This window comes from Leucothrix pacifica, from assembly GCF_003172875.1.
GTDB classification, from domain to species: domain Bacteria; phylum Pseudomonadota; class Gammaproteobacteria; order Thiotrichales; family Thiotrichaceae; genus Leucothrix; species Leucothrix pacifica.
Genome location: NZ_QGKM01000015.1, coordinates 78,213 through 93,690, shown reverse-complemented (window position 1 = coordinate 93,690; position 15,478 = coordinate 78,213). Strand labels below are relative to the sequence as shown.

At 47.2% G+C, this 15,478-nt stretch carries 12 protein-coding genes; 10 read left to right on the top strand and 2 right to left on the bottom strand.

Annotated features, from left to right (window positions below; all coding sequences use genetic code 11):
- Positions 1-5: 5 nt before the first annotated feature.
- From DKW60_RS07920 to DKW60_RS07875, 10 genes are all read left to right on the top strand, one after another.
- Entirely contained in the window at positions 6-848 is an 843-nt protein-coding gene (locus DKW60_RS07920; protein ID WP_219988670.1) for a DUF1287 domain-containing protein, read from the top strand.
- 124 nt (positions 849-972) lie between these two features.
- Positions 973-1,683, top strand: a complete 711-nt coding sequence (locus DKW60_RS07915) for an Lcl C-terminal domain-containing protein (RefSeq protein WP_109837113.1) — start codon at positions 973-975, stop codon at positions 1,681-1,683.
- 128 nt (positions 1,684-1,811) lie between these two features.
- Entirely contained in the window at positions 1,812-2,522 is a 711-nt protein-coding gene (gene pgl, locus DKW60_RS07910; protein WP_245929632.1) for a 6-phosphogluconolactonase, read from the top strand.
- Complete coding sequence (gene pgi, locus DKW60_RS07905; RefSeq protein ID WP_109837111.1) at positions 2,519-4,183, top strand: glucose-6-phosphate isomerase; 1,665 nt, start codon at positions 2,519-2,521, stop codon at positions 4,181-4,183. The genes pgl and pgi overlap by 4 nt, the downstream gene beginning before the upstream one ends.
- A gap of 75 nt (positions 4,184-4,258) precedes the next feature.
- Positions 4,259-5,218 (top strand): glucokinase, encoded by a 960-nt coding sequence (locus tag DKW60_RS07900; protein WP_109837110.1) that lies wholly within the window; start codon positions 4,259-4,261, stop codon positions 5,216-5,218.
- 17 nt (positions 5,219-5,235) lie between these two features.
- Entirely contained in the window at positions 5,236-6,567 is a 1,332-nt protein-coding gene (glgC, locus tag DKW60_RS07895) for a glucose-1-phosphate adenylyltransferase (RefSeq protein WP_181389623.1), read from the top strand.
- A gap of 87 nt (positions 6,568-6,654) precedes the next feature.
- Positions 6,655-8,019: a 4-alpha-glucanotransferase gene (gene malQ / locus DKW60_RS07890; protein ID WP_245929630.1), complete on the top strand. Its 1,365-nt coding sequence runs from the start codon at positions 6,655-6,657 to the stop codon at positions 8,017-8,019.
- Positions 8,020-8,021: 2 nt separating this feature from the next.
- The gene (gene glgB / locus DKW60_RS07885; RefSeq protein ID WP_109837109.1) at positions 8,022-10,181 is read left to right on the top strand and encodes a 1,4-alpha-glucan branching protein GlgB; all 2,160 of its coding nucleotides are present in this window, start codon (positions 8,022-8,024) and stop codon (positions 10,179-10,181) included.
- On the top strand, positions 10,178-11,632 hold the full coding sequence (gene glgA / locus DKW60_RS07880) for a glycogen synthase GlgA (RefSeq protein WP_109837108.1): 1,455 nt from the start codon (positions 10,178-10,180) through the stop codon (positions 11,630-11,632). The genes glgB and glgA overlap by 4 nt, the downstream gene beginning before the upstream one ends.
- A gap of 39 nt (positions 11,633-11,671) precedes the next feature.
- Entirely contained in the window at positions 11,672-14,164 is a 2,493-nt protein-coding gene (locus DKW60_RS07875; RefSeq protein WP_109837107.1) for a glycogen/starch/alpha-glucan phosphorylase, read from the top strand.
- A 164-nt stretch (positions 14,165-14,328) separates the two neighbouring features.
- Here the strand turns inward: DKW60_RS07875 and DKW60_RS07870 are convergent, their stop codons facing one another.
- Positions 14,329-14,859 carry a toll/interleukin-1 receptor domain-containing protein gene (locus DKW60_RS07870; RefSeq protein ID WP_109837106.1) on the bottom strand — a complete coding sequence of 177 codons (531 nt, stop codon included), beginning with the start codon at positions 14,857-14,859 and terminating at the stop codon, positions 14,329-14,331.
- A gap of 97 nt (positions 14,860-14,956) precedes the next feature.
- Positions 14,957-15,478, bottom strand: a complete 522-nt coding sequence (gene cobU / locus DKW60_RS07865) for a bifunctional adenosylcobinamide kinase/adenosylcobinamide-phosphate guanylyltransferase (protein ID WP_109837105.1) — start codon at positions 15,476-15,478, stop codon at positions 14,957-14,959.

Genomic DNA, 15,478 nt, shown 5'->3' with positions numbered 1-15,478 from the left:
AGGTAATGAATGTATCCCGACTCGCTATCCCTGTGACAATTGCAGGCTTTTTGATTGTTGGCTGCGAGCCAAAATCAACAGCACCAGAAAATCTGGTGGAACGACGTGAGCTTGCTATCCCCCCACTGGCATCCATTCATGAGCAAATGCCAGACCTTAGTCGCATGCCTGAGGGCTGGTTTCACCAACCCGGTGATCGCGAAGACCCATATGCTCCCGATGACGAGCCGTTACCAGTCTCTGTAGAACCAGAAGAGATACCACTTACTTTTGCCGAAGAACTGGCACAAGCTGCGCTATCCAGAACAATGCACAGGGTTCGTTACGATGGCAGCTATCTTAAGATTGCTTATCCCATGGGTGATGTCCCCTCTGATATTGGTGTTTGTACCGATGTGGTGATCCGCTCATATCGCACTCTTGGTATCGACTTACAAGAAGAAGTACACAAAGACATCAAGCGTCATTTCAAAAAGTACCCCAGTCGTAGACGTTGGGGCCTACGCCGACCTGATACCAATATCGACCACCGCCGTGTCTACAACTTACAAACCTTCTTCGACCGCAAAGGCGAGTCCATTGAAATTAGTGATGACCCGACCAATTACAAACCGGGAGATCTGGTGACATGGCAAATTAGCCCCAAAATGCCACACATAGGCGTTGTGCTGGAAATGGTGAGTGAGGAAGACCCCCGTCGTCATTTAATTGCCCACAACATCGGTAATGGCCCGGTGATTGATGACATGTTGTTCGACTTCAAAATAACCGGACACTACCGCTATCATCCGGAAGCGAAAGTCAGTAAGGCGGCAAACAAAGGTAACAAAGTCCCCGATAACTCCTGATAACACTCCCTGTCCCTGTTTTTTTACCAACCATCAGGAATTCATAATGAGTGCATGACGTTTGTCGTTAATTTTGACACGCTTATAAAACCAAACCCAGCTGTCCAAAAGAAAAGGAACTTTCATGTCAGCAATGTATAAGATACATGCGATCAACACCCTGCTATGTTGTTTACTGACGCTGAGTGTTACCAGCGTTTACTCAGGCGAGCATCCAACAGAGACAACAGGTGAAGATTTAGCACAGGTCAACACTGATGACCTCACAACAAAGGCAAAAAAGCTGTACAAGATTGATTCTCATGGTAATCGTCTGCCTGATGAAAGCCACACATGGGAGTGCGTTGAAGATGCAGATACCAAACTATTCTGGCAAAAGCGCGACCCTAGCAGTGCACTACACGGTCATGACAGCTACAACTGGTATCAACCCGAGCAAACACCCTCAGGGCAGGCAAGAACTAACCCGGATTTATTGGGTATAGACTCCAGTTGTTATGGATATCGTGCAGATGATCCCGATAGCTACTGCAACACCAATGCCTTTACTGAGCGCGTTAATCAAAGCAACTACTGCGGCTACAACGACTGGCGCTTACCGACAGCCGATGAATTACTGAGTCTGGTAGACCCAACACGCTCTGACCTGACCGATCAGTCAGCGATTGATGTACACTATTTTCCATTCAAAGAACACTTTGCTTATTGGACGAATACCGTCAACGATGAAGGGGTAGTCGTCACCGTGATTCAGGATGACATCCTCCTCAATAACTCCGAGCGCAATGACCGCTTGCTGGTACGACTGGTGCGCGGGCAAAGCAACGCAGAGTGACATTGATTTACACTTCATGATGTATCTGTACAAGCATGCGCATCTGCATACCTGAGATTCACATGGCTTGACTGGCATTCACTCCTGACAAATGCGAACATTCCCGTTTTATCAATTTTCGGGGACGCATGATGACCAGCGCATCACCAACTTTCACAAAGCCTGTCTGGCAGCTCTTTGACAATGCGACAGTATTGGCTGAACAAGCCACGCAAGACATCCTCAACGCGGCAGAGTCTGCAATTAGTCAACGAGGTGCGTTCCACCTGGTACTTGCTGGCGGCACCACACCCAAAGTCATCTATCGTCTATTAGCTAAGACAGACAGTGATTGGCAGCATTGGCACGTCTATTTGGGTGATGAGCGCTGTCTGTCACCAGACGATGCTGAACGCAATAGCGTGATGGCAAGTGAATGCTTACTCAATGATGTTTCCATACCAGACTCCCAAGTGCATTTCATACCCTCTGAGTTAGGCTCGGATGCGGCTGCAGCGGCTTATGACAAGGTACTTCAGAATGTCGGCCAGTTTGATATGGTGTTACTTGGCATGGGTGAAGATGGCCACACAGCCAGCCTGTTCCCCGGACATATTTACCCGGAAGGACCACTCGCACTTCCTGTGCTTAACGCACCCAAACCACCACCTGAACGAGTCAGCTTGAGTTCAGCCTGCCTCAGTAATAATGATCAAATATTGATCTTAATCACTGGTCAATCTAAACACGACAGAGTGTTGGACTGGATTAGTGGTGTTGACATGCCGATAACAAATATAACAACCAATAATCAGGCAAGTGTCTATTGTGACAAGGAGGCCTGGACCGGAGATGCATGAGCCGTCAGGACAGTCATTCATTTACGCAGCTAGCTGCCTATAAACTTCTTACTGAACACGCGGAGTCTTGTAAACAACTGCACATGCGCCGCCTGTTCAGTATTGACTCTCAGCGACATAGAAAGATGTCGCTGAAGTTTGACTGGTTGCTACTGGATTACTCCAAAAATTGTATTACCGATAAAACATTAGCCCTACTGTTCCAGTTGGCTCGTGAGGCTAATCTCGGCCATGCAATAAACAGCATGTTTCAACAAGCGGGTCTCAGCCAGATTAATAAACGCCCTGCACTCCATACCGCACTGAGAAATCCGGGCTCTGAGTCTGCACTGGTCGATGGTCACGATGTGATGCCAGAGGTTAGTGAGTTACTGAGTAAAATGCAGCAGTTAACTGAGCGGTTGCATCGTCGTGAATATACAGGCTTCAGCGGTCAGCCTATTACCAACATTGTAAATATCAGTATCGGTGGTTCAGGCATGGGGCCAGAATGTATTTGTAAAGCATTGACGCCTTACCATCAGATTCCGACACTATCACTGCATTTTGTTTCAAACATAGATGGCGCTCAGATTCAGGAAACGCTGAATAAGCTGAATCCTGCCACCACTGTTTTCATTATCAGTAGTAAATCATTTACAACGCCTGAAACCATCGCGAATGCTAAAGTCGCTAAACAATGGCTACTTGAGGCAGCGTCTGGCCAAAACACTGCACAGCACTTCATTGCGGTGACAAGTAATCATCATGCAGCCACTTTATTCGGCATTCACGATGACAATATCTTCCGACTTTGGGACTGGCTGGATTATCGCTATGCGTCCTGGTCAGCAGTCGGTTTGCCGATCGTGCTTTCAATAGGCACACGCCACTTCATGGACTTTTTACAAGGCGCTCATGAAATGGATCAACATTTTTATCAGGCTGATTTTGAAGAAAACATGCCGGTGATTTTGGCTCTGATCGGAATTTGGTATAACAACTTTCTGGGGGCAGAAACTCAGGCAATTTTGCCATATGATCATAATCTGGCAGACCTGCCGCGGCATATTGAACAGCTGGATATGCAAACTTGCGGACGCTCAGTTGATAACTTTGGCCGGACAATCGAATACGCCACCGGCCCCATTATCTGGGGTGGTAATGCCTTGGACAACCAACATGCATTTTATCAACTACTTCACCGTGGTAATAAGATCATACCGGCTGACTTTATTGTTTCGATGCGTACGCACAGCATTCACCAGGAGCAACATGACCGTTTATTTGCCAATGCTGTTGCACAAACTGAGGCATTAATGCGTGGCCGCACCTTAAACGAAACACTCTCAGTAGTCGACCAGGAAAGCTACCAGCAACATGACGCTGAAAACACCATTCCACACCGTGTTTTTGACGGTAACAATCCGAGTAATATGCTATTGCTGGAACGAGTCAGTCCCAAATCACTGGGTATATTACTGGCGCTTTATGAGCACAAAACGTTTACCCAAAGCATTTTATGGAATATTAATCCGTTTGATCAGTGGGGCGTTAAGCTTAGCGATAGTTTGAGTCACCGAATATTGCAAGAATTACATATACCTAGCTGTACTACTCAACATGATGCTTCAACTAATACATTAATCAGACATTACAGAGAAAAGGTATATCCCGCTTAGCAAGAAGCGGGGCGCCTTACGTTAGACAAAAACAATAAATACTTGCTAATAATAAAAATACCATGAGTAACTAATATGAAAATTCTAGCCGCTGATATCAGCTGTGAACACGCTGAACTAGTCCTTCTTAAAATCTCAATTGATGGTGCACGTCAGGAGTTATTTCGTCATCACTATCAGCCTGGCGAGTTTGTCAGTCCGCGACGACTGATCGAGCAATTCCTGCATGATGCTGATGCGAAGTCTGCACTTATCGAGCGCTTTTGTGTGTCTGTCGCTGGCAAAGTTGAACAAGAACAGTGCCACATCAAAGGACTTGACTGGACATTGGATGCCAAACAATTAGGTGAACAGTTTTACATCAATGAAGTAGCGCTGATTAGTGATTTTGATGCTGCTGCCCGTGGAATCGATATCACACCAGACGAAAACCTGATCTCGTTAAACGAAGGGATTAAACGCGAGCGTGGTATCCGTGTCGTTACCGGTGCAGGTCATGGTTTAGGCATGACGTGGATGGATCATACGCAAGATGCATTCACCAAACATGATAGTGAGGGTGGGCATGTAGACTTCGCTCCGGTCAACAAAGAGCAGATTGAGTTATTAGAGTATTTAATGAAACGCTTTAATCATGTTTCGTATGAGCGTATCCTATCCCATGAGGGTTTGTTAGAACTATACCGCTACTGTAAGCAACCTGAATCAGGCACCAAGACAGATATCAGCGTGTCACAAATGATTCAACGCGCACCTGAAGACCCTGCTGCTGAAAGAGCCTTAAAATTATTTGCGATTACCTACGGTGCCTACGTCGGCAACCTGGCCTTACTCTATCAGCCAATGGGCGGAGTCTATATCGGTGGACGAGTAGCCGCAGAGCTACAGCAATGGATGCAATCAGAACATTTCATGAATGCCTGCCTTAAAAAAGGCACAATGAGCAAGCTTGTTCAGCAGACACCCATTTATTTGGTTACGAGTGCTTGTATAAATCTTCAGGGAGCAATCGAGACCGCAACTTACCGTTATTAGCATCGAGGGAACCTGCTATGGCACAAACACCTAAGGGTGATGATGATTTACATAAGTATTATGTTGAACCTAACATGATCACAGAATTGACTCGCAACACACTGGTATTAATACTGGCTGGTGGCGAGGGATCAAGGTTAAAGGATTTAACCAAATGGCGAGCTAAACCCGCCGTGCCCTTTGGTGGAAAATACCGAATTATCGACTTTGCATTATCCAACTGCGTTAACTCAGGACTACGCAAAATAGGTGTACTAACACAATATAAATCCCACTCTCTGCTGCGTCATATACAGCGCGGCTGGGGCTTTATGCGTGCAGAAATCGGCGAGTTTGTCGAGCTTCTGCCAGCACAGCAACGCACGAGCGAAAAAGCGTGGTACAAAGGTACTGCTGATGCTTTGTTCCAAAACATGGACATTATGCAGCGTCACAATACGGAGTATGTGATCGTATTGGGTGGTGATCACATCTACACGATGGATTATGCCAAAATGCTGGTGCAACATGTTCAGTCCGGTGCAGACTTCACGGTAGGTGCGATCGAAGTGCCGACAGAGGAAGCCACGGGTTTTGGTGTCTTAGCAGTCAACGATGACATGCGCATTACCCGTTTTGATGAAAAGCCGGCAGAGCCTGAATCAATACCAGGCAAGCCCGGGACATCACTGGCTTCCATGGGTATCTACGTATTCTCAACTCGATTCTTGTATGAAACCTTATCCGAGGATGCTGCCAAGCCTGAATCTTCCCATGACTTTGGTAAAGACATCATTCCGGCCAGAATTGAAGACTCGGTTGCAATGGCTTACGCCTTCCGTGACGATAAAACAGGTTTACCGGCTTACTGGCGAGATGTAGGAACCTTACAATCTTACTGGCAAGCCAATATGGAGCTATGCGATGTCGAGCCCGAACTCAATCTCTACAACAGGGCGTGGACAATCTGGACCTATCAAACACAAAACCCACCCGCTAAATTTGTTTTTGATGAAGAAGGTCGTCGCGGCGAAGCAATTGATTCTTTAATCTCTGCAGGCTGTATAATCTCTGGTGCGAAGGTAAAACGATCAGTTATTTCATTTAATACCATCATTGAGAGTCACAGTACTATCAAAGACTGCGTGATTCTGCCTAAAGTCCGCATTGGACCAAACTGTCGGATTACCCGTGCAATTATTGACAAGGAAACAGAGATTCCTGAAGGCACAGTTATCGGTGAAGATATTGAAGCTGATAGAGAACGATTCCACGTTTCACCCGAGGGTATTGTATTAGTCACACCAGAAATGTTGGGGCAATATTCATTTCCAATGGATGGTTCAACGCGTTGGAGAGAGAAGGCGTAAGCACTCTTTTCAATGATTAAGTAAATGAGTATTAGTGATGGCAGATACTGTAAATATGCTGCCGTCATACATAGCGGAGTCACCTGATTGAATAACCCATTAAAGCAACGCCGTGCTGGCGTATTGCTCCATCCGACCTCTTTGCCATCAGGCAAAATTGATGAACAAGCGATCCATTGGCTTGATTTCATGAAAAGCGCTGACCTCAGTGTCTGGCAGGTTTTACCTTTAGGGGTTCCACAACATAGCTTCTCACCCTATTTATGTAACTCCGCGTTTGCGATGAATCCTGCGTTGCTTGATGATGACAGTGACATTAATCCGGATAACGAAGATTACAAAAGCTGGTGCGAGCAACAACGCTTCTGGCTAACAGACTATGCGGATTACTGCATTTTAAGAGAGAAATACCAACAACTCCCTTGGTATGACTGGCCTCAGCAATACAAAGACCGCGACGAGGCTGCAATTCATCAATTACACGCTGACTCAGCCGATGAGATTCAGGCAATCACCTGGCAACAATTTCAGCTCGATAAACGCTGGCAACAAGTAAAACAAGCCGCTACGGATCGGGGTATTTACTTATTCGGTGATATGCCGATTTTTGTCGCTCATGACAGTGCCGATGTATGGGCACACCGGGAATGCTTCTTACTAGATGAACATGGGCAGCCAGCGCTGGTAGCCGGTGTTCCACCAGACTATTTCTCAGAAACAGGACAACGCTGGGGCAACCCACATTACGACTGGAAGCATTTGGCAACAACCGGCTTTGAATGGTGGATGCAGCGCATGGAGCACCACTACCGTTTGTTTGATATTGTACGTATCGATCACTTCCGAGGCCTTCAGGCGACCTGGATGATCGACGCAAAATGCCCGACCGCCATTGACGGCTACTGGGAAGAAGTACCCGGTGAAGACTTACTGGCCGCACTCAAAGCACGCTTAGGTGATGTGCCGATCGTGGCAGAAGACTTAGGACTAATCACTCCGGAAGTCATTGCTCTGCGCGATCAATTTGAGTTGCCCGGCATGTCCGTTCTGCAGTTTTCGTTCGATGGGTTTGAGGACAACCCTCATAAACCCGAGAACATTGTGAGTAATCGCGTGGTCTACACCGGGACCCACGACAATGACACCACGTTAGGCTGGTACACTACATTGGAAACCAGCGAACAAGATTTCGTATGGGAACGTTTGAAACAAGAAAAAACGGATGACATTTGCAGCGCGATGATAGATGAAACATTCGCAACCAAAGGCAACCTTGCCATCATTCCACTTCAGGATTTTTTGAAACTCGACAGTTCGGCCCGTATGAATACACCTGGTACAGTTGATAATAATTGGCTCTGGCGCTTTCAGTGGCAAGATATACCAGACTCACTACCCAGTGAGATCGCGCGCACAGTGACCCAACACCATCGGAAGGAGATCGATCAGTGAATATGACCATGAAAGCATTGCAGGAAGGTATTTTACACGACCCGTTTTTGGTACTGGGTTATCAGAAAAATGCCAAAGGATTACCGTTAGTTCGTGAGTTTATGCCCAACGCTGAAGAAGTAATGTTTAATCAAGACACGCCTATGAAGCGTCTTGAAGGGACTGACTTTTTTGAAGTAGCACTGGATGAATCATTTGAAGTAGGCAGTCATTACCAACTGAAATGGTTGGACAAGCACACTTCAGAGTGGCATGAGCAGTACTCACCCTACTCCTTTTTACCGCAGACTGATGAGTTAGATATTCACCTGTTTAGCGAAGGCAAGCACAACCATGCGTACCGTTTTATGGGTGCTCATCTAAAAACGATTGATGGTGTTGAAGGTTGCCTGTTTGTACTGTGGGCTCCGTCGCTTAAGCGCGCCAGCTTAGTCGGTAACTTTAATCGCTGGGACGGACGTTGCCATCCTATGCGTGCCTTGGGCGGTTCAGGTTTGTGGGAAATATTCATCCCCGGCCTCAATCCCGGTGAGCACTACAAATATGAGTTGCTGTCCAAAGATGGTCAACTCCTCATTAAGACCGACCCGTATGCCCGTGAAATGGCACTGCGCCCTGATACCACCTCGCGCATCGTTGCTGATGACACCTATCGCTGGCAGGATCAGGAGTGGATGGAGCAACGTGCTAACTTTGACTGGCAGCATAAGCCAATCAGTATTTATGAAGTGCATGCGGGTTCATGGCAACGCCCTGCCCCGGAAGAATTTTATAACTGGGAAGAGTTAGCCGATCGCCTGATTCCTTATGTTAAAGAAATGGGCTATACGCATATCGAGCTAATGCCCATCACAGAGCATCCGCTGGATCAATCCTGGGGTTATCAGGTTACTGGTTTTTACGCGCCAACGTCACGTTTAGGATCACCGGATCAGTTCCGTACCTTTATCGATCGTTGTCACCAAAATGGCCTTGGTGTGTTTATCGACTGGGTGCCTGCTCACTTCCCGAAAGATAGCTTTGCGCTGGCACGCTTCAATGGCGATGCACTCTATGAACATGCTGACACCCGCAAAGGTGAACACAAAGAATGGGGCACCCTGATTTTCAACTACGGACTCAATGAAGTTCGTAACTTCTTATTGGCAAATGCACTGTACTGGCTACAAGAATTCCATATCGATGGCTTACGGGTAGATGCGGTTGCTTCGATGCTGTATCTGGACTATGACCGTGATCACGGTGAATGGCTGCCGAATGAGTTTGGCGGGCGTGAAAACCTTGAGGCGGTAGCCTTCCTTCAGGAAATGAACCGCATTGTGCATCAGGAAGCACCCGGCGCACTGACTATGGCTGAGGAGTCTACCTCATGGCCGATGGTATCCCGTCCTATCGAACTCGGTGGGCTCGGTTTCACTATGAAGTGGAATATGGGCTGGATGAATGACAATCTTGACTACATCGAGAATGATCCGGTTCACCGCAAGTATCACCACAACAAGCTGACCTTTAGCCAAGTGTATGCTTACAGTGAAAACTTTGTACTGCCGCTGTCTCATGATGAGGTAGTGCATGGTAAGTACAGCCTGTTTGATAAAATGCCTGGTGACCGCTGGCAAAAACTGGCGAACCAGCGCCTGTTTTACGCCTGGCAGTATGCACATCCTGGTAAGAAACTCATGTTTATGGGTGGTGAAATCTCACAGCCTGAAGAATGGAACGAGCTGGGCCAGCTAAATTGGCATGCTGCGCAGGAAGAAGACCGCCAAGGCGTGTCTCGTTTAGTAGCCGATTTGAACAAACTCTACTGCGAAGAAACAGCGCTGCATGAGCTTGATTTCTCACACGATGGTTTCCGCTGGATTGATTGTAACGACTCGGATCAGTCAACCCTTTCCCTGATCCGTCAGGATGAAGAAGGCAATTACATTATCTGCTTGTTTAACTTCACACCGGTGCCTCGCGAAAACTATCGTATCGGCGTACCCGATGCCAGTGAGTATCAAGAGATTCTGAACACAGACTCGTCTTACTACAGCGGTAGTAACTGTGGCAACAGCGGCCTGATAGAGTCAGAAGACACAGCATGGATGGGCTTTGAGCAGTCCATTGCATTAACTCTGCCGCCACTTGGCGCACTGTTCTTAAAGGTGGTTAAATGAACATATTGTTTGCCAGTAGTGAAGTCTGGCCTGTTGTCAAAACCGGCGGCTTAGGTGATGTCGCCTACAGCCTGCCACATGCACTTCAGGAGGCCGGAGAAGATGTAAAAATCATTATGCCGGCCTACCGTGATGTATTGGCTTCGTGTGATGAGATTAAAATCCTCGGCTGGATGGATTCGCCTTATGGCTATTTCACACCATCCATACGCCTGCTTGAAGCAAAGCATAAGGCCATAAAGACCCCTTTCTGGTTGGTTGATTGTCAGGCTTTGTTTGACCGTCCCGGTAATCCATATGTTAATCAGGAAGGACAGGATTGGTTTGATAATGCTGAGCGCTTTACTCAGTTTGCGTGGGCCGTATCACAAATCGCGACAGGCCATGTCATTAAAGACTGGAAAGCTGATGTCGTACATGCCAATGACTGGCAGTGCGGCTTGATTCCTGCCTTTTTGGAAGAGCATCCGGAACCACCTAAGCGTATCTTCACGATTCATAATCTCGCTTATGGCGGTCACTTTTCAGAACAACAGTTTCATGAAATGAGACTACCGAATGTGTGGTGGTCTTCAGAAGGTGTTGAGTTCTACGGTGGATTTTCCATGCTTAAGGCGGGAATTATTTACTCTGATGCCATCACCACCGTCAGTCCCACTTATGCCAAAGAGATTTGTAGTGCCGAGTTTGGGCATGGTATGGAGGGTATTTTATCTGCCCGCCAATACAAGCTGACCGGAATTCTCAACGGCATTGATGACGATGTCTGGAATCCACAGACAGATCCTTATCTACCGCATCATTACTCGGCAGATCAGGTTCAACCGGGCAAGAGCGATAACAAACGCGCCCTACTTGCAAAGCATGTTGATCACGTCACCGACGCCATGATGGAAGCGCCGTTAATGGGAATGGTGACCCGTCTGGTCGAGCAAAAAGGTGTGGATTTAATCACACAGGCTATCCCTACGTTGATCAATCAGAGTGATGCCAACTTCATGCTTATGGGATCAGGCAATCCATACTACGAGCAAGTCATACAGAAATTGCGTGACCGCTACCCAACGCGTGTTTTCTGCTACCTCGGGTATTCAGAAGAAACCGCACACATGGTAGAGGCAGGCAGTGATGTTTTCCTCATGCCATCCCGTTTTGAACCGTGCGGACTTAACCAGATGTACAGCTTGCACTACGGTACCTTACCCGTGGTTAACTTCACTGGCGGCTTAGCCGACACTGTTGTCAATGTCACGGATGAAACGATCGAAGATGGCACCGCTAATGGCTTCGTGATGTATTCAGCAGACACCAATGCGTTTATTGCTACGATGCAGCACATGCTTCATCTTTATCAAGACAAACCACTCTGGGAAAGATTACAACAAACCGGAATGCGAAAGGATTTCGGATGGCACAACAGTGCCTCACAATATTTATCCCTCTATCACTAACAACACACTAAAACATAGATTCAAAGGAATTTTTAATCAATGGGCCACACAGACGAAGATAAACAGTATAGACCGCGCATGGAGCGTTTATCTGTTGACAAAACGGCACTAGAAGCTAGCTTTAATCATTACCTCACATACTTTTTAGGTCGTAGTACCGGCACAACGCCAACCTACGCTTACAACGCACTCAGCCTGACATTACGTGATCGTATTATGGCAGACTGGCGTAACACCAGCCTGGCTCAAAAAATGCCGGGAGTCCGACGTGCAAACTACATGTCGCTGGAGTTCCTGATTGGCCGTGCACTGGGTAACCACCTACTAAACCTCGACATAGAACCAGATACGCGTGCAGCGCTGGAATCAATGTCTTTCCACTTAGAAGACGTCATCGAAGCAGAAGCTGATGCAGGTCTAGGTAATGGTGGACTGGGTCGCTTAGCGGCGTGTTTCCTGGATAGTTGCGCCACTCTGCAACTACCGGTCACCGGCTATGGTATTCGCTACCAGTACGGCATGTTCCGTCAGGAAATCATCAATGGTTACCAAGACGAGGAGCCGGATCACTGGCTACGTGATGGCCAACCGTGGGAAATCGAGCGCCCGGAATACTCACAACGCATCAAATTTGGTGGTCACACTGAGTACCGCAAAAATGACCAGGGTCAGCTCGTTGCACAATGGGTTGAAACTAATGACGTCATTGCCATTCCTTATGATATGCCAGTGACGGGTTATCACAACAACACTGTTAATACACTGCGCTTGTGGCACTCAACAGCCACTGACGAGTTTAATCTCGATGAGTTTAATTCCGGTAGTTACACCGAGTCAGTCGGCGCTAAAAACAGTGCAGAAAATATCTCAATGGTACTGTACCCAAACGACACGACTGAGAATGGAAAAGAGTTGCGCTTAAAGCAACAGTACTTCCTTGCATCCGCCAGTATTCAGGATGTTATCCGCCAATGGGAAAAACGTTTTGACGGTGCGCCTGACTACTCAAGATTCTCTGCAGAGAATGTCTTCCAAATGAATGACACTCATCCAACCATCGCGGTGGCTGAGTTGATGCGTATTCTAATGGATGAGAAGAAAATGGGCTGGAATACTGCATGGAGAATCGTTACCGAATCGCTGGCGTACACCAACCATACTCTGCTGCCAGAAGCGCTGGAAAAGTGGCCGGTAAAACTCTTCGAAGAACTGCTACCTCGCTTACTTGATATCATTTATGAAATCAACAGCCGCTTCCTGAGAGTTGTTTCTCAGCGTTGGCCTGGTGACACCGATCGCCAATCCCGCATGTCAATTATTGAAGAAGGTCCGGTGAAACATGTGCGCATGGCGCATCTGGCCATCGCTGGTAGCTTCTCAATCAATGGTGTGGCAGCGCTTCACTCTGAGCTACTGAAGAAAGGCTTATTCCACGATTTCTACGAACTATGGCCTGAGAAATTTAACAATAAAACCAATGGTGTCACACCACGTCGTTGGGTTGCACATGCGAACCCTATGATGACAGAACTGATCAGTAGCAAGATTGGCGATGAATGGATTAAGGACTTATCACAGATCGACAAGCTGACGCCATTTGCTGACCTTAAACAAACAGAGTTCCGCAACAACTGGAAGGCCGTCAAGCAAGCCAATAAAATGCGTCTGGCTAAGCTTGTAAAAGAAAAGTGTGACGTTGATTTCAACACGGATGCGATGTTTGACGTACAGGTAAAACGTATTCACGAATACAAGCGTCAGCTATTAAACGTGCTACACGTGATTCACCTATACAACCAAATCAAAAAAGGCAACACCAAGGACTGGAGTCCTCGTTGCGTGCTGATTGGTGGTAAAGCTGCGCCAGGTTACCTACTGGCTAAAGACATCATCAAGCTGATCAACAGTGTTGCTGAAGTCGTTAATAGCGATGCTGAAGTTTCTGACAAGCTTAAGTTGGCATTCCTACCCAACTACAATGTGTCGTCTATGGAGATCATTGCGCCAGGGGCCGATTTATCAGAGCAGATCTCTACCGCGGGCAAAGAAGCTTCTGGTACTGGTAACATGAAGTTCATGATGAACGGTGCGCTGACCATCGGTACTTATGATGGCGCTAACATCGAAATTATGGATGCGGTCGGCGAAGATAACTTCTTCTTATTCGGTTTACGCGAAAATGAAGTTGAAGAGCTGAAACCCCACTACAATCCATCTGATTACATCAATCACGATGAAGACTTGCGTGACGTGCTTAACCTGCTTCGTTCGGGTCACTTCAACTCTAACGAGCCGGGTATATTCGACAACATTATGAATACGTTGATGAACCCACATGACCCTTGGATGACGCTGGCTGACTTCCGCAGTTATGTTGATATGCAGCAGCAAGTGTCTGCCGTCTGGCAGGATCAGGAAAAGTGGCAAACCATGAGTATTCTCAATACGGCAAAGAGTGGTTTCTTCTCGACTGACCGTACGATGGAAGAGTACAACAACGATATCTGGAAACTTGAAACGGTAAGCGGTTAAGACTTATCGCTATGCGTTGCCTCTGACATTGGGGGCAACGCATGGACTTTCCAAACCACATAGATCAAAAATTAATCAATTCGCTTAGAGCCCCATAATCACTAGGGCCAGAGTGCATTTTGCAGCACTACTAACAACTATATCCACAGCTGCAGTGGATAACTCTATACCGTAGTTCGGCGCTGCTGCGCTCTTACTTCTCTCTGCAATACCTGCTGACGACGACGCTCACTCTCCGCCTTCATTCGTTGCTGGCGCGCTATTCTTTCTTGCTCTCTGTCAGAACGTCGTGGCTGACTAGATTCGGTGAAAGCCGCAATACTCTCCAGCAACCTGGTAAACACCTTTTCTTCTTTCGTCTTAACATCCCAATGCTGAGTGAAGATCGTTTCAATCTGCCTGAAGGCTCTTGGAATCACCGCGGACTTTGCAACCAATGAGATCAACTTTTTTTGCTCCAGCGCTCGTTCAGCGTCAGACAAAACCCAAAAGTCATCTACCGCCGTATCAGACCAGACAGCCAGCACACATTTAGCATCGGTGAGCGCCTGAATACTCTCTTCAGAACGTACATCAGCACCCGGAGCTACAGCGTGCTCCCAAAAGACTGTGTAGCCCTCAGCATCCAATAAAGAGACCAGTTTATTAACCCACATGGATTCGCGCAGGCCATAGGTAATGTATAGATCAGTCATCCGCTCATTCCTTTATTGTTATCATTGAGTGAATGATAACTGTATAGGACTAAAAGTAAGCAACCACTAGACGGACGGCAAGGCCTGCAATCACGAGTCAGACAACACCTTTAAATGCCATCGGTAAACCTGAAACGACCATAACAACGTTGTCTGCCTGAGCTGCAATGTCTTGATGAAGCTTGCCCGCGGTATCAACATAGTCACGCGTCAACTCACCCATCGGGATAACCCCCAGCCCCACTTCATTGCTTACTAAAATAATGTCACCTGACAGTGTGGGCAGTACCTTTTTGAAAGCATCTATTTCCTGCGAAATAAGGATGTTGTCTTCAGCACATAAGCAGTTGGTAACCCACATCGTCAAACAGTCTACCAACAAGGTTACCTTATCATGAGCCAGCGACTCCAAAGTGCTTGCTAGCTGAAGTGGACTCTCAACCGTCTGCCACTCTGCCGGACGGCTATCTTTGTGCAGTGCAACGCGCTTTTCAATGGCAGCATCATGCACTTGTGCCGTTGCCACATAAATTACCGTTTGGGCGGTATTTGACGCCAATGTTTCGGCATAACGACTTTTACCCGATCGGGCACCTCCCAATACTAGTGTAAGCGGCAT